Below are 17,483 nucleotides of genomic sequence, written 5' to 3'. Positions count from 1 at the left end.
CTATCGCGTGTGCAGACCCAGGTGGGTGCGGGCAAACCGCACGGTCTTGCGCAGCGCCTTGAGCCGTTCGGCGTCGGACTTGGCCCGGCGCGTATTAATCTCGGCCACCACCGCGCCGTCCCAGTTCTTGGCCGCCAGATACTCCAGGGTTTCGGCCACCGGCTGGGTGCCCATGCCCGGGATCAGGTGTTCGTCAAAGATCTGGCCATCGTCCTGGGAGCCCGAACCATCACACAGGTGGATATGACGAAGTCGATCGCCAAAGTGCTGCGCGAGTTCAAGCCCGCTCTGGCCGGCCAGGGAGGCATGGGAGAAGTCCAGGGTGACGTTATCGCAGTCCCAGTCGCTGGGATCCCACCCGGGAGCGTAGGCGGCAACCGAGCGGCCCTTCGCCTTCCACGGGAACATGTTCTCCACACCGATGTTGATGCCGGAGGAGGTTTCGATCCGGCGCACGATTTCGAGGAAGTTTTCCGAGTAGTCCTTCTGCCAGCGAAACGGCGGGTGCACCACCACGGTGTCCGCCCCCACGGCGGCGGCAAGCTCGGCCGAACGCTCAAGTTTCACCTGCGGGTCGCGCCCCCACACGAACGTGGTGAGCAGTAGTACCGGTGCGTGGATCGACAGAATCGGCAGGTGATACTTCTTGCTCAGCTTGCGCAGTGCAACCGCATCACGGGTGGTTGCGGCATTGGTCACCATGACCTCAACGCCGTCAAAACCGGCCTCCCGTGCGAGCTGGAACGCCCGCTCGGTCTCGAGCGGGTATACGCAGGACGTGCTCATTCCGATCTGTATCATCGGGGCCAGCATAGACCCCACAGGTGAAAATGAGGTGAGATCTGCACATCTTCGACTGATAGCCTGTCTGGCAACCACGGGGAGTATAACGATGACATCAGGTACCAACCAGTCCGAAGCCCGCTTTGACTTTGTGGTGGTGGCCAACCGTTTGCCGGTAGACCGCTACACCACTGCCGAGGGCGAGCCGGGGTGGCGGACATCTCCGGGAGGGCTGGTGACTGCCCTCACCCCGGTGATGGAGCGCCTGGGTGGCGCATGGGTGGGATGGGCCGGTGCCGATACCGAGGGCATCTCGCCGTTCACCCACAACGGCACCCGAATCGTGCCGGTTCCGCTCAGCGCCGAGGAGGTGGAGAGCTACTACGAGGGCTTCTCCAACGACACCCTCTGGCCGCTCTATCACGACGTGATCGCGCCGCCCACCTATCACCGCGAGTGGTGGGACTCCTATGTGAAGGTCAACCGGCGCTTCGCCGAGGCCGCCGCCGAAACCGCGAACGAGCGCGCCACCGTCTGGGTGCACGACTACCAGCTGCAGCTGGTGCCGGGCATGCTGCGTGAGCTGCGTCCCGACCTCACCATCGGTTTCTTCAACCACATTCCCTTCCCCGCCTACGGCCTGTTCTCGCAGCTGCCGTGGCGGACCCAGATCATCGAGGGTCTGCTCGGTGCCGATGTAATCGGCTTCCAGCGGGTTGCTGACGCCTCCAACTTCACTCGGGCCGTGCGTCGCCTGGTCGGCTATGAGACCAAGGGCACCAGCGTCTATGTGCCGTTGGAATCCGACTCCGCGCCCGGACAGACCGGCGGCTACCGCCGCGGCGGTCCCACCCGTCACGTGCTCGCCAAGCACTTCCCGATTTCGATCGATTCGGCCAGCTTTGAGGCCCTGGCGCGCACCCCCGAGGTGCAGGCCCGGGCGGCCGAGATCCGCTCGGACCTGGGCGGCTCGGGCAAGATCCTGTTCGGCGTAGACCGGCTGGACTACACCAAGGGCATCCGTCACCGGCTGAAGGCCTACGGGGAGCTGCTGGCCGACGGGCGGATTGACCCCGCCGACGTGACCCTCATCCAGGTCGCCAGCCCGAGCCGCGAGCGGGTGGAAACCTACCGCCAGCTGCGCGATGAGATCGAGCTCACGGTGGGCCGGATCAACGGCGACTTTGGTCAGATCGGGCACTCAGCTGTGCACTATCTGCACCATGGCTATCCGCGTGAGGAGATGGTGGCGCTCTACCTCGCCTCCGACGTCATGCTGGTCACCGCGCTGCGCGACGGCATGAACCTGGTGGCCAAGGAGTATGTGGCCACCCGCTTCGATCAGGACGGTGTGCTGGTGCTGAGCGAGTTTGCCGGGGCTTCGGATGACCTGACCCAGGCGCTGCTGATCAACCCGCACGACATCGAGGGTCTCAAGGACACCATCATGACCGCGATCAACATGCCCCAGCCCGAGCGGGCCAAGCGGATGAAGTCGATGCGGAAGAAGGTGCGCGAGAACGACGTGGAGCGCTGGTCTACCGCGTTCCTGGCCGAGCTGGAACGCTCGGCCGCCGCGCGCCTGGATGAGGCGCGCGGGCACCGGGTCGGGGCGGAGCAGCAGTGACTGCGACTGGCGAAGGCGCATCGGCTCCGGAACAGCACGGAGCTGAGGTGAACCCGGCGGCGGGCCTCGACCCCATCCTTGAGGCGGCTCTGAGCCGTTTTGCCCAGAACCCCCGCATCCTGGTGGCGCTGGACTTTGACGGGACCCTGGCCCCGATCGTGGATGATCCGATGAGCGCCCGCGCGCTGCCCGAATCGGCCGCGGCCATCGCCGAGCTGCGCGGCCTCACGGACACCACCGTGGCCCTGGTCTCGGGGCGCGACCTGGCCTCGCTGGATGCGCTGTATCCGGACTCCGCGGGCATCCTCATCGTCGCCTCCCATGGCGGCGAGTACCGTCTGGGTGAGGACGCCGGACCCGAGCCCACCGAGGCCGAACGGGCACGGGTCGCGGCACTGGTGCAGGCACTTGAGCGTGGAGCCGCCGGGATCGCCGGGGCCTGGGTGGAACCCAAGCCGCTGGGGGCCGCCGTCCATACCCGTCTGGCCGAGCAGGTCTCGGTGCCGGCACTGCACGGTGCCGCGCGTGCCTGGGTGCGCGCCAACGATCCCGAACTGAGTGAACGTACGGGAAAAGATGTGCTGGAATTTAGTATTTTGTCGGCCACTAAGGGCGACGGAATTGCACGTTTGCGCGCACATACCGGTGCCGATGCGGTGTTCTATGCCGGGGACGATGTGACCGATGAGGACGCCTTCGCGGCCCTTGAATCCGGGGATTTCGGACTCAAGTGTGGGCCGGGGGAGACGCGGGCCGAGCATCGGGTCGCGGGCCCGCGCGAGGTTGCGCTGGTACTTCGTGCGCTCGCCCGTGCACGTGCATCACGCGCATATGCCAAAACGGTCACGGATTAGGTCCTAGACTCTCTTTATGTCCGAGATTGACCTGAAGCCGCGAAGTCGCGCAGTAACCGATGGAATCGAAGCCACCACGTCCCGAGGCATGCTCCGTGCCGTCGGAATGGGAGACGCCGACTGGGACAAACCCCAGATCGGTATCGCATCCTCGTGGAACGAAATTACCCCGTGTAACCTCTCGCTTGACCGGCTTGCTCAGGGCGCCAAGGAAGGCGTCCACTCCGGTGGCGGATACCCGCTCCAGTTCGGCACCATCTCCGTCTCCGACGGTATCTCGATGGGCCACGAGGGCATGCACTTCTCGCTCGTCTCGCGCGAGGTCATCGCCGACTCGGTAGAAACCGTGGTCATGGCCGAGCGCCTGGACGGCACCGTGCTGCTGGCCGGCTGTGACAAGTCGCTGCCGGGCATGCTGATGGCCGCCGCCCGCCTCGACCTGGCCAGCGTGTTCCTCTACGCCGGATCGATCGCCCCGGGCTGGGTCAAGCTCTCCGACGGCACCGAGAAGGACGTCACCATCATCGACGCCTTCGAGGCCGTGGGTGCCTGCAAGGCCGGCACCATGAGCGAGGAAGACCTCAAGCGCATCGAGTGCGCGATCGCCCCGGGTGAGGGTGCCTGTGGTGGTATGTACACCGCCAACACCATGGCCTCGGTCGCCGAAGCCCTGGGCATGAGCCTCCCCGGCTCGGCCGCGCCGCCCTCGGCCGACCGTCGTCGCGACTACTTCGCCCACCGCTCGGGCGAGGCCGTGGTCAACATGCTGCGTCTGGGCATCACCGCCCGCGACATCCTGACCAAGAAGGCGTTCGAGAACGCCATCGCCGTAGCCATGGCCTTCGGTGGTTCGACCAACGTCGTGCTGCACCTGCTCGCCATCGCCCGCGAGGCCGAGGTTGACCTGACCCTGGACGACTTCAACCGCATCGGCGACAAGGTTCCCCACATCGGTGACCTCAAGCCCTTCGGTAAGTACGTCATGAACGATGTGGACCGCCACGGTGGTATCCCCGTCGTGATGAAGGCGCTGCTGGACGCCGGCCTGCTGCACGGTGACGCACTCACCGTGACCGGTAAGACCGTGGCCGAGAACCTCGCCGAGCTGAACCCCGACCCGCTGGACGGCGAGGTCATCCGCACCCTGGACAACCCCATCCACGCCACCGGTGGTCTGACGATCCTGCACGGTTCGTTTGCCCCCGAGGGTGCCGTGGTGAAGACCGCCGGCTTCGACGCCGAAATCTTCGAGGGACCCGCCCGGGTGTTCGAGCGCGAGCGAGGTGCCATGGACGCACTGACCGAGGGCAAGATCCAGGCCGGAGACGTCGTGGTTATCCGCTACGAGGGCCCCAAGGGGGGACCGGGTATGCGCGAGATGCTGGCCATCACCGCGGCCATCAAGGGTGCGGGACTCGGAAAAGATGTACTACTATTAACGGACGGTCGATTCTCAGGCGGCACAACCGGACTGTGCATCGGCCACATAGCACCCGAAGCAGTGGACGCAGGTCCTATTGCATTCGTGCGCGATGGTGATCTCATTCGGGTCAATATCGCAGCTCGCTCTCTTGACCTACTTGTCGAGGAGTCCGAGCTGGCCGCCCGCCGTGAAGGCTGGGCACCGCTTCCCCCGCGCTATACCCGTGGCGTACTCGCAAAATACTCTAAGCTCGTTCGATCGGCCGCTGAAGGCGCGATCACCGGCTAATTTTGCGTCCCCAGTCAGATCATCATCACTTGAGGAATCATTTGTCACATGTCAGCTGACACTCCCACCCCACGTCCCCAATCCGATAGCCCGATCCCGGGTCCGGCTCGTACCGACACTCCGGTGCTGACCGGTGCCCAGGCGGTTGTGCGCACGCTGGAACTGCTGGGGGTGACCGACGTGTTCGGTCTCCCCGGCGGGGCCATCCTGCCGGTCTATGACCCGCTGATGGACTCCACCGAGCTGCGCCACATCCTCGTTCGTCACGAGCAGGGTGCCGGCCACGCCGCTCAGGGTTACGCCGCGGCCACCGGCAAGCTCGGTGTCTGCATCGCGACCAGCGGTCCCGGTGCCACCAACCTGGTGACCGCGATCGCCGATGCCCACATGGACTCGGTCCCGATGCTCGCGATCACCGGTCAGGTGTTCTCGAACCTGATGGGAACCGACGCCTTCCAGGAGGCCGACATCGTGGGTATCACGATGCCGATCACCAAGCACTCCTTCCTGGTGAAGGATGCCAAGGACATTCCGGCAACCCTGGCCGCGGCGGCACACATCGCCACGACCGGTCGTCCCGGCCCCGTCCTGGTGGACATCACCAAGGACGCTCAGCAGGACTCGGTGCCCTTCATCTGGCCGGTCACCCTCGACCTGCCCGGCTACCGTCCGGTCACCAAGGCTCACGGCAAGCAGATCAACGCCGCCGCGCAGCTGATCCTCGAAGCCAAGCGTCCGGTGTTCTACGTGGGCGGCGGCGTGATCCGCGGCCGTGCCTCGGAGGAGCTCCTGGAGCTGGCCGAGCGCACCGGTGTGCCGATCGTCACCACCCTGATGGCCCGTGGTGCATTCCCGGACTCGCACCCGCAGAACCTGGGCATGCCCGGCATGCACGGAACGGTTCCCGCAGTGCTCGCGCTGCAGGAATCCGACCTGATCGTGGCCCTCGGTGCCCGCTTCGATGACCGCGTGACCGGCAAGGCGGACCTGTTCGCCCCCGACGCCAAGGTTGTTCACGTGGACATCGACCCGGCCGAGATCTCCAAGATCCGGATCGCCGATGTGCCGATCGTGGGCGATGTGAAGGACGTCATCGGCGACCTCTCCGCCGCCTACGCTCAGGCCCTGCCCGAGACCACCCCGGACATCGCCGAGTGGTGGACCCGCCTGAACGGTCTACTCGCCGAGTTCCCGCTGGGATACGCGCCGACCACCGACGGCCTGCTCGCCCCGCAGCACGTGATCTCGCGGATCGGTGAACTCACCGGCTCCGAGGGCACGTTCGTCTCGGGTGTGGGTCAGCACCAGATGTGGGCCGCGCAGTTCATCAAGTATGAGCGCCCCAACGGTTGGATCAACTCCGGTGGTGCCGGCACAATGGGCTACGCGGTTCCCGCCGCGATGGGTGCCAAGGTTGCCGAACCCGAGCGTGTAGTCTGGGCGATTGACGGCGACGGCTGCTTCCAGATGACCAATCAGGAGCTCGCCACCTGCCGCCTCAACAACATCCCGATCAAGGTCGCGGTGATCAACAATTCCTCGCTGGGTATGGTGCGCCAGTGGCAGACCCTGTTCTATGACGGACGCCACTCCAACACCGACCTCAACACCGGTCACGACACCGTGCGCATCCCCGACTTCCTGAAGCTCGCGGACGCGTATGACTGCCTGGGCATCCGGGTGGAGCGCGAGGACCAGATCGACGCCGCCATCAAGCTCGCGCTGGAAACCAACGACCGCCCCGTGGTCATCGACTTCGTCGTCTCGGCGGACTCGATGGTGTGGCCGATGGTTCCGCAGGGAGTATCCAACAGCTTTGTTCAGTACGCTCGGGAGCACGCTCCCGCATTCGATGAGGAGGTCTAAGCCATGTCGCGTCACGTTCTCAGCCTCCTCGTGGAGGACAAGCCGGGTCTGCTGACCCGCGTTGCCGGTCTGTTTGCCCGTCGCGGATTCAACATTGAGTCGCTCGCGGTGGGTGCCAGTGAGGTCGAAGGCCTCTCGCGCATCACCGTGGTCGCCGAGGTGGACGGTCTGCCGCTCGAGCAGGTCACCAAGCAGCTCAACAAGCTGATCAACGTGATCAAGATTGTGGAGCTGGACCCGACCCAGTCGGTGGAGCGCGAACACCTGCTGATCAAGGTTCGGGTGGATAACACCACCCGCTCGCAGGTTCTCGAAGCCGTGAACCTGTTCCGTGCTCGCGTGGTCGATGTGGCCACCGACGCCCTGGTGATCGAGGTCACCGGAGACACCGGCAAGACCCAGGCGTTCCTGCGCGTCCTTGAGCCCTTCGGGATCAAGGAGCTTGCACAGTCGGGCCTGCTCGCGATTGGACGCGGTTCGAAGTCCATCACCGAGCGCGTTTTCAAACACTAAATTTCCGTGCCCCAACGGGGAACACGGTCCAACACTTGCGGATCCGCACCGGCGGCCGCGGGATCAAACAAGGAGAATAACCAGTGACTGAGATTGTCTACGACCAGGACGCCGACCTGACGCTCATTCAGGGCAAGAAGGTAGCCATCATTGGCTACGGCTCGCAGGGCCACGCACACGCGCTCAACCTCCGGGACTCGGGCGTTGAGGTCGTTATCGGCCTCAAGGACGGCTCCAAGTCCATCACCAAGGCCGAAGAGGCCGGCTTCGCCGTCAAGAACGTTGCCGACGCCGCCGAGTGGGCCGACTTCATCATGATCCTGGCGCCGGACCAGCACCAGCGCTCGATCTACACCGAGTCGGTCAAGGACAAGCTGACCGAGGGCAAGACCCTGGCCTTCGCCCATGGCTTCAACATCCGTTTCGGTTACATCGAGGCACCCGCCGGTGTCGACGTTGTGCTGATCGCCCCGAAGGCTCCGGGCCACACCGTGCGTCGCGAGTTCGTCGCCGGCCGCGGAATCCCGGACATCGTTGCCGTTGAGGTTGACGCCACCGGCACCGCCTGGGACATCGCCCTGTCCTACGCCAAGGCCATCGGTGGAACCCGCGCCGGTGTCATCAAGACCACCTTCACCGAGGAGACCGAGACCGACCTGTTCGGTGAGCAGGCTGTTCTCTGCGGTGGCGTTTCGCAGCTGGTTCAGTACGGCTTCGAGACCCTGACCGAGGCTGGCTACCAGCCGCAGATCGCCTACTTCGAGGTGCTGCACGAGCTCAAGCTCATCGTGGACCTGATGTGGGAGGGTGGCATCGCCAAGCAGCGTTGGTCGGTCTCCGACACCGCCGAGTACGGCGACTACGTCTCCGGCCCTCGCGTGATCACCCCCGAGGTCAAGGAGAACATGAAGGCCGTTCTCTCCGACATCCAGACCGGTGCATTCGCCAAGCGCTTCATCGACGACCAGGACAACGGCGGCAAGGAGTTCCTGGAGCTCCGTGCCAAGGCCGAGAAGCACCCGATCGAGACCACCGGTCGCGAGCTGCGTTCGCTCTTCGCCTGGAAGCAGCAGGACGAGGACTACACCGACGGTTCGGCTGCACGCTAATCGTTAGCTGTTAGCTTCTAGCCGAAACCCGCCCCGGAGGATTTCTTCCGGGGCGGGTTTGTGCGTCCTGCTAGGGTGGGCCACAGCACCACGCGCGAAGGGGACCCGCACACATGACCGATCAGCACACCATTCGATCCGTGTACACCGAGGCGCTCGGCACCGATATCGACAGGCTCAAGCCCGAGGTGCGCGAGTACGTGGTCGGTCCGGGGGAGCAGGGTATCGGTGTGGGCACCGGAGTTTTCGAATCAGCCGGAACCAAGTTTGGCCGGCTGACCTGGCTCGCCATGCCCGTGGTCGGGCCGGCGATGCTGCTGGATCGACACGAGAAAAACGTCCCCTTCACGATCCTCAACCAGCCCGGAACCGATGAGCATGGAGCCCCCACCCTCGCCGCCTTCCGCCTTTTCCGTTTCCGCCGAGTCACCCGAGCGATGAGCGACATCATCCTTGCCGGACCCACGCCGGGTACCCTGCGCAACCGGGTGGGTACCTGGCGTGTGATCGAAATCATCCTGCGCTGCACCGCGACCGAACGGGGTCACCTCTCCCTGCGCTCGGAGGAGTGCGCGCTACGCCTCGGCCCGCTGCGACTGCGTCTGCCTCGCCTGCTCGGCGTGAGCGTCCGCGTAGAGGACGGCTGGGACGCTGAAAACAATCGCCGCACCGTGCAGGTGCTCGTGACCAATCCGCTGCTGGGCACCGTCACCAACTACCGCGGCCATTTCACCTACTCCCTGGTCTAGGGTCTAAGTGAAGGACCCCTCGCCCATTCCTGGTGCCGGGACACGAGGGGGATGATCGGGGGAGAATGTACACCGAAACGCTGCGTGGTCCACGCGGGCTGACCTGGCTGGGTATCACGGCGGCGGTTATCGCCGCCGGATCGGAATGCCTGATTATTGGGTCGCTGGGGCCTGTCTGGGGAACCCCCGCTTTCCCGGTGCTTGTCGCGGCGGGAATCTGGCTGCTCCTGATCCTTGGTCTTGCGAGTGCCGTGGGAATCCTGAACCGCACCAGAGTGTGTGTGAGCGAGGGCGAGATTCGCGGCTATCTGTCTCCGCTGCGAGTTGTGCGCATCCCGGTAACGTCCATCGTCGCGATGCAGAAAGTCACGGTTTTGCCGCGCGCCGCGGGTGGCGTTGGTTATCGCCTGATGCCGGGGAAACGGTTCTTGTTGCTGAGCGGAGGCCCCGCGGTCACGCTGACGGTGCAGAATCGACCCGTGTATACCCTGCGTTCGGAGTGTCCCGAAGAGCTGATGTCTGGCATTGGTCGAGAGGCGCGGCGCGTCCGGTAATCTGGAGGTATGAGCACCCCCTCCGATGACGACGCCCTGAGCTGGGCCGGCGACGCGACCGATGCCACGCTGGTTGGTCAAAACCCGGCCGTAGCCCCCAAGAAGAAGCCCGCCAAGAAGTCTCAGGTCCCCGCCGCGGGCACCGAGGTGGCTCCGGGATGGCGCGTGGTGGGCGGACCCAAGGCCGAGGTCGCCGTCAACACCGGTGGCACTCAGATGAGTTCGGTGCTGCTTCTTGTGCACGGGATCCTCGCCGGTGTGTACCTGCTCTACATGATCGGTTGGCTGCTCTCGATTGGAACCATCGTGTTTGGTGGTGCCGACCCGCTGGCAACCGGAATGACCTCGATCGGTAAGATCCTCGCCGTCCTGGCACCCGCACTGTGGTTTGGCGCCACCCTGTGGAATACCCGTCAGGCCGAGTCGCTGCGCTGGCGCGTGGTGGCCCTGATCGTCGGTGCCATCGTCCTGGCCCCGATTCCCTTCCTGCTTGGAGTGCGCTAATGACCGAATCCACCCCCGGCACCACTCCGTCCGCTTCGTCCGCTCGGGATGAGGAAATCGTGACCGAGAGCGAAACTCCCGAGTCGACACCCACGCATACCGGCACGGTTTCGACCTCCGCGACCGACGCTGCTCGGTCCGGAACCGCCGACGGTAACAAGCGCTCCGCCACGGACCTCGACAGTGCTGACGCCGACATCCACGATGCAGGTGTTGACGATGCGGATCCTGCCGATGACGACCTCGATGCCCTGGCCACCCCGGCCGAGAAGGCGACCCCGATCTCGAAGGTTCGCCGCTGGCTGACCATCGCGATTGCCGTGGTGTTTGGTCTGCTCTTCGCCTATCAGGTGTGGGGCGGTGTGGGCAGCGCGATTACGATTCCGCGTCGGGTTTCCGAAGCCGGTGGCTCGGTATCGGCCCTCGGCTGGACCATGCTGATCCTCAGCATCATCGTTCCGCTGATCGCGTTCTACCTCTCCTACCGGATCGGTCGTCGTCGTGGCTGGATCTCGATGATCCTCACCTATCTGGTTGGTGTGGCGGCCTCTTCGGCCATCGCACTGAGCCTCGCCGCCGCGTTTTTCCTGGCCTAATACCACCCGCGGGTGAACGATCGTTCACCCGCGGCAAAAGTGGAATGAATCACCTAGTAGAGTGTACGTACCTGGCGTCCCGATGATGCGGCGCGAGTCTTCCCAACCCTCGTTCCAGAAGGATTTGTTTTCGTGTCGAAACCCGTCGTCCTGATTGCTGAAGAACTCTCGCCCGCCACTGTCGATGCCCTCGGGCCCGACTTCGATATCCGTAACGTGGATGGCACCGACCGTCCCGCCCTGCTCTCGGCCCTGGCCGAGGCAAACGCCATTCTGGTGCGCTCGGCCACCCAGGTAGACGCCGAGGCCATCGCCGCGGCCCCGCACCTGCAGGTCATCGCCCGCGCCGGCGTGGGCCTGGACAACGTGGACATCAAGGCCGCCACCAACGCCGGTGTCATGGTGGTCAACGCCCCGACCTCAAACATCATCTCGGCCGCCGAGCTGACCGTGGGTCACATCCTCTCGCTCGCCCGTCACATCCCCGCCGCGCACAACGCGCTGGCTCAGGGACAGTGGAAGCGTTCGAAGTACACCGGTACCGAGCTGTTCGAGAAGACCGTCGGTATTATCGGCCTGGGCCGCATCGGCGCGCTGATCACCGAGCGTCTGAAGGCCTTCGGCGTCAAGGTTGTAGCCTATGACCCCTACGTCACCTCGGCTCGTGCGCAGCAGCTCGGCGTGACCCTGCTGAGCCTGGACGAACTGCTCGCCCAGTCCGACTTCATCACCATCCACATGCCCCGCACCCCCGAGACCATCGGCATGATCGGTGCCGAGCAGCTCAAGGCCATGAAGAAGACCGCGTATGTGGTCAACGTGGCCCGCGGTGGCCTGATCGATGAGGATGCCCTGCACGACGCCCTGGTCGCCGGTGAGATCGCCGGTGCCGGCCTCGACGTCTTCGTGAGCGAGCCCCCCACCGACCAGAAGCTGCTGGGTCTGGAAAACATCATCGTGACCCCGCACCTGGGTGCCTCGACCGAGGAAGCACAGGAGAAGGCCGGCGTTTCGGTGGCCAAGTCCGTGCGTCTCGCTCTCGGTGGCGACCTGGTGCCGGACGCGGTGAACGTTGCCGGTGGCATCATCGACCCCTACGTGCGTCCGGGCATTTCGCTGGTCGAGAAGCTGGGTCAGATCTTCTCCGCCCTGACCGTTTCGCCGCTCTCCAGCGTTGAGGTCGACATCCGCGGTGAGATCACCAACTTCGACGTTTCCGTGCTGAAGCTGGCCGCGCTGAAGGGTATCTTCAGCCAGGTTGTGAGCGAGTCGGTGTCCTACGTGAACGCCCCGCTGCTGGCCGAGGCCCGCGGTGTCGAGGTGCGCCTGGTCACCGACCCGGTCAGCGAGGACTTCCGCGACGTCATCACCCTGCGCGGTGCGCTGGCCGACGGATCGCAGATCTCGGTGTCCGGTACCCTCACCGGTCCCAAGCAGATCGAGAAGCTCGTCGCCATCAACGGCTACGACATCGAGGTGCCGATCGCCGAGCACCACGTCGTGATGCTCTACACCGACCGTCCCGGAATCGTTGCCCAGTACGGTGCACGCTTCGGTGAGGCCAACATCAACATCGCCGGCATGCAGATTGCCCGTACCGAGGCCGGCGGCCAGGCACTCACCGTGCTGACCGTGGACTCCCCGGTCTCGGAGGAGCTGCTCGAGCAGGTTCGCACCGACATCGACGCCGCGATCGTGCGCGCCGTGGGTATCACCGCGTAACACTCAAACATCAAACGGCGGGGCCGGAGGATTTTTCCTCCGGCCCCGCCGTTTTGGTCTGTGAGGACGCTACTTTTCGATCTCCACGACGGGGGAGTCGGGTGCATTGCGTCGCACCGAGTCGATGCCGTTCAGCGCACCCGATTTCGAGGCGTATCCCTCCGAGACCGCGATGATCTCGCCGTTTCCCGCCTTGAGCCGGAAACGGTACTCGCCCGCCTTATCCGTGTAGAGCTCAAACTTTCCCGCCATGATGCCCCTTTCTCCGGTCCGGCGCGGCGCGCCCGAATCCTGATGTCAGATTAGTTGCGTGCCGTCCGGAAAATAGCCCCCAGTGCGAGTCACGCGCGCGACCCATCCTGTCCGGGGATAGCTGTCCACAGACCGACTCCGCCCTCAATTTCTCCACAGCTTTGGCCACCAAATGCTTTTTGCGTCCGCGATTCATAGCGTTGACGGGGAGGAGAAAACACGGGGAGCGATGGCAAATAAATTTGGACCACGAAAACGACAACGGACGGAGCGCGAAACCCGGAGATCGAGGCGCGCGGGCGGTAAGGCCGGTCTTTGGTTTCCCAGAGGCCAACCGACCGACGAATCCACTGAAGAAATCGATCTTCCCCGGAGCTTTACGATGGTTATCCGTCGCGTCCGCCTTGTCCGCAGCGGAATGCTGGTGGAGTTCGCCGTTGTACTTGCTCAGCGGGATCATCGTGGGAAATCACATGAGGTGATGTCGATAGATACCCGGAATCACGGGACCGTGCACCGACACGGGCCTGGGCACGGTCCGCCCGAGACGATTGAGGAGATCTCCTCGCCAAACATTTTGGAACGTGCTCTGTCGGAGGCCATAGACGAGACGTATGCTGCGTACAACCGGATCATAGAAGGGAATATCGAATGACGTCGCACTCACGCATCCGCGTGCACACTGAGGCCGCCAGAAGGATCACATACAGCCTGATGTCTCCTCAAATCTCTCCAACGGTTCACCGAGACACACGGGGCCGCTCCGCCTATGTCATCGTCCTGCACGACTCTCGAATATCCGAAGCCCTGCACCGCGTCACCGAGTTGGGTGTCACGGTTAACGTCATGGTGGCTTTTGAGCAGAGTTTTGTTCCGATCCAGGTGACCCCGGGCCGCGGGAGGCGTGGCATCGGTGTGCCGGCGGTGATGCTGGAGACTTCGAGTACGGCGGAGGCCTTCTGGCACCTCCTTGAGTACCAGCCGACAGATGAGATCCGTCTCCGCTGGGGCAATCAGACCTTCAGCGTTACACGGACTCGGGAGCGATGGGCGTATCAGGCCGCCGAGGTGCCCGCGGGCGGCGGCCCAGGGACTGCTTGAGTTCCCGCACAAAGGCGGTGTTTGCCTCACGGCTCAGGTGAGTGGCAAGTACATCCTGCATCCCATAGAGTTCGATCACCAGCGGGGGCTGCTCGTCTCGTGTATCGATTGTGAACACCACGCCGTGATGACGCATGCGTTGGGCCACCACAAACCGTGATTCGATTTTCACGATGTCTCTTCTGCCCACCTCGAAGATTTTACGATTGCCGCGACGTTTCCCGTGCCACAGCTGAAGCGAGCCCCGAGAAGCCACGAGGGTGAGACCACTCAGCACGGAACGCTCTCGGAGTCGAATTCCGGTAAACGGTTCGAGGCGTTGGGGGAGGGTCCTGCCCGGTGCGACCCACCACACCAGCGCATCGGGATTCGCTTCTCGGAGCGCACGTGCGCGCAGGCGGGGATAGCGCGAACGCCAGGCGATGATTGGTAGGACGATGGCGATTCCCAGCACGGTACCGATAATGATGGCCAGCATCGCGTCCCCATCGGGGACAACCTGAATCACCCCGAAGAGCACAACGTAGATCAGAACGATCACAAAAAAGATGAGGACCGAGCGGATGACGAGCTCTTCGCGTATGGTCTGCCGAAGGGTTTTGGGCCCTGAATCGTCAACAATGGTGATCATGCATTCCCCCGAGAACCCATCCTAGTGTGACAGGCGGGAACGCCCGTGGTTCGGCTAAGCGGCCTGCTCCGTGGACTCCGCGAGGGTGCGGCGGATCTCGGCGGCGAGAGCCCGGGTGGCGTGCTGGGTGAGGTAGGACGGCAGCACGTCGTGGACCCCCAGGAAGCCCAGGAGGTGCTGGTCGCCGGCCCGATCACGCACGGTCAGTGCGATGCCGATGCGGCGATTCATGCCGGCGGTGAGGCGGCCGGTTTCCACTCGGATGATGGAGCCTGCCGGGAGGGTCAGGATCTGTCGGGAATCGGTGCGCTCGGTCTGAAAGAAGCCCAGCCCGGTGGGTTCGGCGACCAGTGCCAGGCCGTCGGCAAGTTCCCGGCGGGTGAGGTCTGGGCCGCCCAGCGCGGAGAGTGCGGGTCCGAAACTATCGGCCGGGGTGATCCACCAAACCAGGGCGTCCGGGCGCTCGGTACGCAGCGCACCAATTCGGCGACGGGCGCGCACACTCATCAGCGCGAGTAGCCCGATCCCCGCGGCGATCACCACCAGAATGCCCAGGGCGAGGACCAAGATGCGGGGGATCGGCAGGATCTGATCCAGCACATCCAACAGGACAAACACCACCACAATCGCGACGGCGACGGCCAGCGCGGTGTAGGCGGCAAATTCGATTCGGTTTGAGCGGCGCAGGCGCGCTCGCGGGTGCGGGCGGGTCATTGCAGTTCTCCTCTTCGGGTTGGGCGAGGTTAGGTGGTTCGGGTGGGAATCAGTCGGTGCACAACCGCCAGGATTGCCTCGGCGGGTACGGCATTGGGAGTGGGGACAGTGCTGTCCTCGGGGGTGCGCAGCACCGAGTCGTAGTACATGCCGTCGCTGATCAACATGACCGTCTCGGCAAGGACCGGATCGCCCAGCTCTTTCTCCAGCAGGGCGATGGTGTCGCGGCGAAAGCGCTGGAGGCAGGCGATGGCCCGGTGATCCTCCTGAGCCAGCCGGTTGAGGGCGATGGTGGCGTGGTCAAAACGGTCGTCGCTGAACAGTGAGGTGCGAATCAGACTGTCCACAACTCCGTCGGGGGAGGCCGTCATCTCGGCCAGGTACTCGGCCGAGAGGACATCGGCCCGGGCGATCAGGCCCAGGATCAGTGCGTCTCGGGAGCCGAAGTGGTAGAGCAATCCACCCTTGGAGATGCCCGCCTGGGCGGCGCACGCCTCGATGGTGGTGGCCCGTTCCCCCTGGGTGATGAGCAGGGATTCGAACGCGTCGAGGATGCGTTCTCGTGTTGTGCTCTCGGCAGCCATGCGACTCCTTTCGACTGAAATTCACGATCATATTGATTGTATACCGTCCAGACGGTACAGTAAATAAGTTCGTAATTGAAGAGGTGAACATGCTTTCCGTCAACCGCACCGCGGCAGACTCGCTCAGCCGTACCCGCCGCTGGGCCGCACTCGTTGTGCTGATGCTCCCGGTGCTGCTCGTATCGGTGGACAACACCGTCCTAAACTTTGCCCTCCCGGCCATCTCGGAAGCGCTGACCCCGTCGGCCACCGAGTTGCTGTGGGTGGTCGATATTTATCCGCTGATCCTCGCGGGCCTGCTGGTCCCGATGGGCAGCCTCGGCGACCGCCTGGGTCGTCGAAAACTCCTGCTGATCGGATCGATCGGCTTCGGCCTGGTTTCGGTCTTTGCCGCGTTTGCCGGTTCGGCCGGACAGCTGATCCTCGCCCGTGCCCTGCTCGGTTTCTTCGGTGCCATGCTGATGCCCTCGACCCTGTCGCTGCTGCGCAACATCTTTACCGACCGTAACGAGCGTCGCCTGGCGATCGCCGTGTGGGCCAGCGCGTTCTCCGCCGGTAGCGCCCTGGGTCCGGTCGTCGGTGGCCTGCTGCTGGGCAGCTTCCCCTGGGGATCGGTCTTCCTGCTGGCCGTGCCGATGCTGCTGCCGCTGGTGATCCTGCTGCCGATCCTGATCCCCGAGTCCAAGGACCCCAACCCCGGCAAGATTGACTATCTGTCGATCCCGCTGGCTCTGGGTACCATGGCCCCGTTTGTGTTCTCGATCAAGACCTTCGCCGAGGGTGCGAACGTGCCCCTGGCGGTTATCACCCTACTGATCGGTCTCGCCTGCGGTGTCACCTTCGTGCGTCGTCAGCTGCGCATCGAGAGCCCGATGCTGGACATGACCCTGTTCCGCCGCGGCCAGTTCTCCGGTGCGGTGCTGATCAACCTGCTCAGCGTGGTTGCGCTGGTGGGTGGACTGTTCTTCGTCTCCCAGCACCTGCAGCTAGTGCTGGGACTCAAGCCGTTTGATGCGGCCCTGGTGCTGGTGCCCGGTCTGATCGTGATGATCATCGCGGGCCTCGGTGTGGTGCCGGTCGCCAAGCGGGTGCGTCCCTCGATCGTGATCCCGGTCGCCCTGCTCACGAGTATCGCCGGCTACGTGCTGGTGGCCCTCACAGGCGGCGACATCGGCGCCTACGAGATGATGGTGGCCTTCGCCCTGCTGGGCCTCGGAATCGGTGCCGCCGAAACCGTGTCCAACGAGCTGATCATCTCCGGTGCTCCGCCGGAGAAGGCCGGGGCGGCGTCGGCCGTGTCCGAGACCGCGTACGAGCTGGGTGCGGTGCTGGGTACCGCGACGCTCGGTACCGTACTGTCCGCCTACTACCGTGCCGGGGTGGTGCTGCCCGAGGGTCTGACCCCCGAGCAGGTGCACGCCGCCGGGGAAACCCTGGGTGGCGCGGCCAATGTGGCCGAGACCCTGCCGCCGGACCTGGCGGCAACCCTGCTGGAATCCGCCCGTCATGCCTTCGACAGCGGTGCCGGTGTGGTCGCCTGGATCGGTGCGGGCCTGGTGGCCGCCGCCGCAATCGTGGGTGTCTTCACGCTGCGTAACGCCCGCTAGTCTCAC

At 64.5% G+C, this 17,483-nt stretch carries 17 protein-coding genes; 12 read left to right on the top strand and 5 right to left on the bottom strand.

From position 1 onward, the window contains the following. Positions 1–801, bottom strand: coding sequence for a sugar phosphate isomerase/epimerase family protein (locus tag D9V34_RS00210; protein ID WP_121687295.1), 801 nt, complete (start codon positions 799–801; stop codon positions 1–3). Between the two features lie 91 nt (positions 802–892). Here D9V34_RS00210 and otsA point away from each other — a divergent pair, with 91 nt between their 5' ends. The 11 genes from otsA to serA all read left to right on the top strand — a co-directional run bounded on the left by otsA (position 893) and on the right by serA (position 12,588). After that, on the top strand, positions 893–2,410 hold the full coding sequence (otsA, locus tag D9V34_RS00205; RefSeq protein ID WP_121686966.1) for an alpha,alpha-trehalose-phosphate synthase (UDP-forming): 1,518 nt from the start codon (positions 893–895) through the stop codon (positions 2,408–2,410). Beyond that, a complete protein-coding gene (otsB, locus tag D9V34_RS00200; protein WP_121686965.1) occupies positions 2,407–3,264 on the top strand; it encodes a trehalose-phosphatase in 858 nt (285 codons plus the stop codon). Before otsA ends, otsB begins: the two co-directional genes overlap by 4 nt. Positions 3,265–3,280: 16 nt before the next feature. After that, positions 3,281–4,975 carry a dihydroxy-acid dehydratase gene (gene ilvD, locus D9V34_RS00195; RefSeq protein WP_030148609.1) on the top strand — a complete coding sequence of 565 codons (1,695 nt, stop codon included), beginning with the start codon at positions 3,281–3,283 and terminating at the stop codon, positions 4,973–4,975. A gap of 48 nt (positions 4,976–5,023) precedes the next feature. After that, positions 5,024–6,841 (top strand): acetolactate synthase large subunit, encoded by a 1,818-nt coding sequence (locus tag D9V34_RS00190; protein ID WP_030148610.1) that lies wholly within the window; start codon positions 5,024–5,026, stop codon positions 6,839–6,841. A 3-nt stretch (positions 6,842–6,844) separates the two neighbouring features. After that, the gene (gene ilvN, locus D9V34_RS00185) at positions 6,845–7,354 is read left to right on the top strand and encodes an acetolactate synthase small subunit (RefSeq protein ID WP_121686964.1); all 510 of its coding nucleotides are present in this window, start codon (positions 6,845–6,847) and stop codon (positions 7,352–7,354) included. Positions 7,355–7,437: 83 nt separating this feature from the next. After that, positions 7,438–8,463, top strand: a complete 1,026-nt coding sequence (gene ilvC, locus D9V34_RS00180; RefSeq protein WP_121686963.1) for a ketol-acid reductoisomerase — start codon at positions 7,438–7,440, stop codon at positions 8,461–8,463. A 113-nt stretch (positions 8,464–8,576) separates the two neighbouring features. Continuing rightward, positions 8,577–9,212 carry a DUF4166 domain-containing protein gene (locus tag D9V34_RS00175; protein ID WP_121686962.1) on the top strand — a complete coding sequence of 212 codons (636 nt, stop codon included), beginning with the start codon at positions 8,577–8,579 and terminating at the stop codon, positions 9,210–9,212. Positions 9,213–9,277: 65 nt separating this feature from the next. Further along, positions 9,278–9,766 carry a hypothetical protein gene (locus D9V34_RS00170; RefSeq protein WP_121686961.1) on the top strand — a complete coding sequence of 163 codons (489 nt, stop codon included), beginning with the start codon at positions 9,278–9,280 and terminating at the stop codon, positions 9,764–9,766. 9 nt (positions 9,767–9,775) lie between these two features. Continuing rightward, positions 9,776–10,270, top strand: coding sequence for a hypothetical protein (locus D9V34_RS00165; protein ID WP_121686960.1), 495 nt, complete (start codon positions 9,776–9,778; stop codon positions 10,268–10,270). Beyond that, positions 10,270–10,866: a hypothetical protein gene (locus D9V34_RS00160; RefSeq protein WP_121686959.1), complete on the top strand. Its 597-nt coding sequence runs from the start codon at positions 10,270–10,272 to the stop codon at positions 10,864–10,866. The genes D9V34_RS00165 and D9V34_RS00160 overlap by 1 nt, the downstream gene beginning before the upstream one ends. Before the next feature lie 132 nt (positions 10,867–10,998). Then, positions 10,999–12,588 carry a phosphoglycerate dehydrogenase gene (gene serA / locus D9V34_RS00155; RefSeq protein WP_121686958.1) on the top strand — a complete coding sequence of 530 codons (1,590 nt, stop codon included), beginning with the start codon at positions 10,999–11,001 and terminating at the stop codon, positions 12,586–12,588. A gap of 69 nt (positions 12,589–12,657) precedes the next feature. Here the strand turns inward: serA and D9V34_RS00150 are convergent, their stop codons facing one another. The 4 genes from D9V34_RS00150 to D9V34_RS00130 all read right to left on the bottom strand — a co-directional run bounded on the left by D9V34_RS00150 (position 12,658) and on the right by D9V34_RS00130 (position 15,870). Further along, positions 12,658–12,840 carry a YegP family protein gene (locus D9V34_RS00150; RefSeq protein WP_121686957.1) on the bottom strand — a complete coding sequence of 61 codons (183 nt, stop codon included), beginning with the start codon at positions 12,838–12,840 and terminating at the stop codon, positions 12,658–12,660. Between the two features lie 1,027 nt (positions 12,841–13,867). Next, the gene (locus D9V34_RS00140; RefSeq protein WP_121686955.1) at positions 13,868–14,572 is read right to left on the bottom strand and encodes a hypothetical protein; all 705 of its coding nucleotides are present in this window, start codon (positions 14,570–14,572) and stop codon (positions 13,868–13,870) included. A 54-nt stretch (positions 14,573–14,626) separates the two neighbouring features. Beyond that, positions 14,627–15,286: a hypothetical protein gene (locus D9V34_RS00135; RefSeq protein ID WP_121686954.1), complete on the bottom strand. Its 660-nt coding sequence runs from the start codon at positions 15,284–15,286 to the stop codon at positions 14,627–14,629. Between the two features lie 29 nt (positions 15,287–15,315). After that, entirely contained in the window at positions 15,316–15,870 is a 555-nt protein-coding gene (locus tag D9V34_RS00130) for a TetR/AcrR family transcriptional regulator (RefSeq protein WP_121686953.1), read from the bottom strand. An 89-nt stretch (positions 15,871–15,959) separates the two neighbouring features. Here D9V34_RS00130 and D9V34_RS00125 point away from each other — a divergent pair, with 89 nt between their 5' ends. Continuing rightward, a complete protein-coding gene (locus D9V34_RS00125; protein WP_121686952.1) occupies positions 15,960–17,477 on the top strand; it encodes an MFS transporter in 1,518 nt (505 codons plus the stop codon). The last annotated feature ends 6 nt before the right edge of the window (positions 17,478–17,483 follow it).

The sequence above is a fragment of the Mycetocola lacteus genome, from assembly GCF_003667575.1.
GTDB classification, from domain to species: Bacteria; Actinomycetota; Actinomycetes; order Actinomycetales; family Microbacteriaceae; genus Mycetocola; species Mycetocola lacteus.
Note: the sequence above shows the minus strand (reverse complement) of the source record. Positions and strands in the feature narration are given on the sequence as shown.

Excerpts from the sequence above, each read along its gene's own strand:
- D9V34_RS00210 (WP_121687295.1), bottom strand. The coding sequence starts at position 801 with ATGATACAGATCGGAATGAGCACGTCCTGCGTATACCCGCTCGAGACC.
- otsA (WP_121686966.1), top strand. The coding sequence starts at position 893 with ATGACATCAGGTACCAACCAGTCCGAAGCCCGCTTTGACTTTGTGGTG.
- ilvD (WP_030148609.1), top strand. The coding sequence starts at position 3,281 with ATGTCCGAGATTGACCTGAAGCCGCGAAGTCGCGCAGTAACCGATGGA.
- D9V34_RS00190 (WP_030148610.1), top strand. The coding sequence starts at position 5,024 with ATGTCAGCTGACACTCCCACCCCACGTCCCCAATCCGATAGCCCGATC.
- ilvN (WP_121686964.1), top strand. The coding sequence starts at position 6,845 with ATGTCGCGTCACGTTCTCAGCCTCCTCGTGGAGGACAAGCCGGGTCTG.
- D9V34_RS00175 (WP_121686962.1), top strand. The coding sequence starts at position 8,577 with ATGACCGATCAGCACACCATTCGATCCGTGTACACCGAGGCGCTCGGC.
- D9V34_RS00170 (WP_121686961.1), top strand. The coding sequence starts at position 9,278 with ATGTACACCGAAACGCTGCGTGGTCCACGCGGGCTGACCTGGCTGGGT.
- D9V34_RS00165 (WP_121686960.1), top strand. The coding sequence starts at position 9,776 with ATGAGCACCCCCTCCGATGACGACGCCCTGAGCTGGGCCGGCGACGCG.
- D9V34_RS00160 (WP_121686959.1), top strand. The coding sequence starts at position 10,270 with ATGACCGAATCCACCCCCGGCACCACTCCGTCCGCTTCGTCCGCTCGG.
- D9V34_RS00150 (WP_121686957.1), bottom strand. The coding sequence starts at position 12,840 with ATGGCGGGAAAGTTTGAGCTCTACACGGATAAGGCGGGCGAGTACCGT.
- D9V34_RS00140 (WP_121686955.1), bottom strand. The coding sequence starts at position 14,572 with ATGATCACCATTGTTGACGATTCAGGGCCCAAAACCCTTCGGCAGACC.
- D9V34_RS00135 (WP_121686954.1), bottom strand. The coding sequence starts at position 15,286 with ATGACCCGCCCGCACCCGCGAGCGCGCCTGCGCCGCTCAAACCGAATC.
- D9V34_RS00130 (WP_121686953.1), bottom strand. The coding sequence starts at position 15,870 with ATGGCTGCCGAGAGCACAACACGAGAACGCATCCTCGACGCGTTCGAA.
- D9V34_RS00125 (WP_121686952.1), top strand. The coding sequence starts at position 15,960 with ATGCTTTCCGTCAACCGCACCGCGGCAGACTCGCTCAGCCGTACCCGC.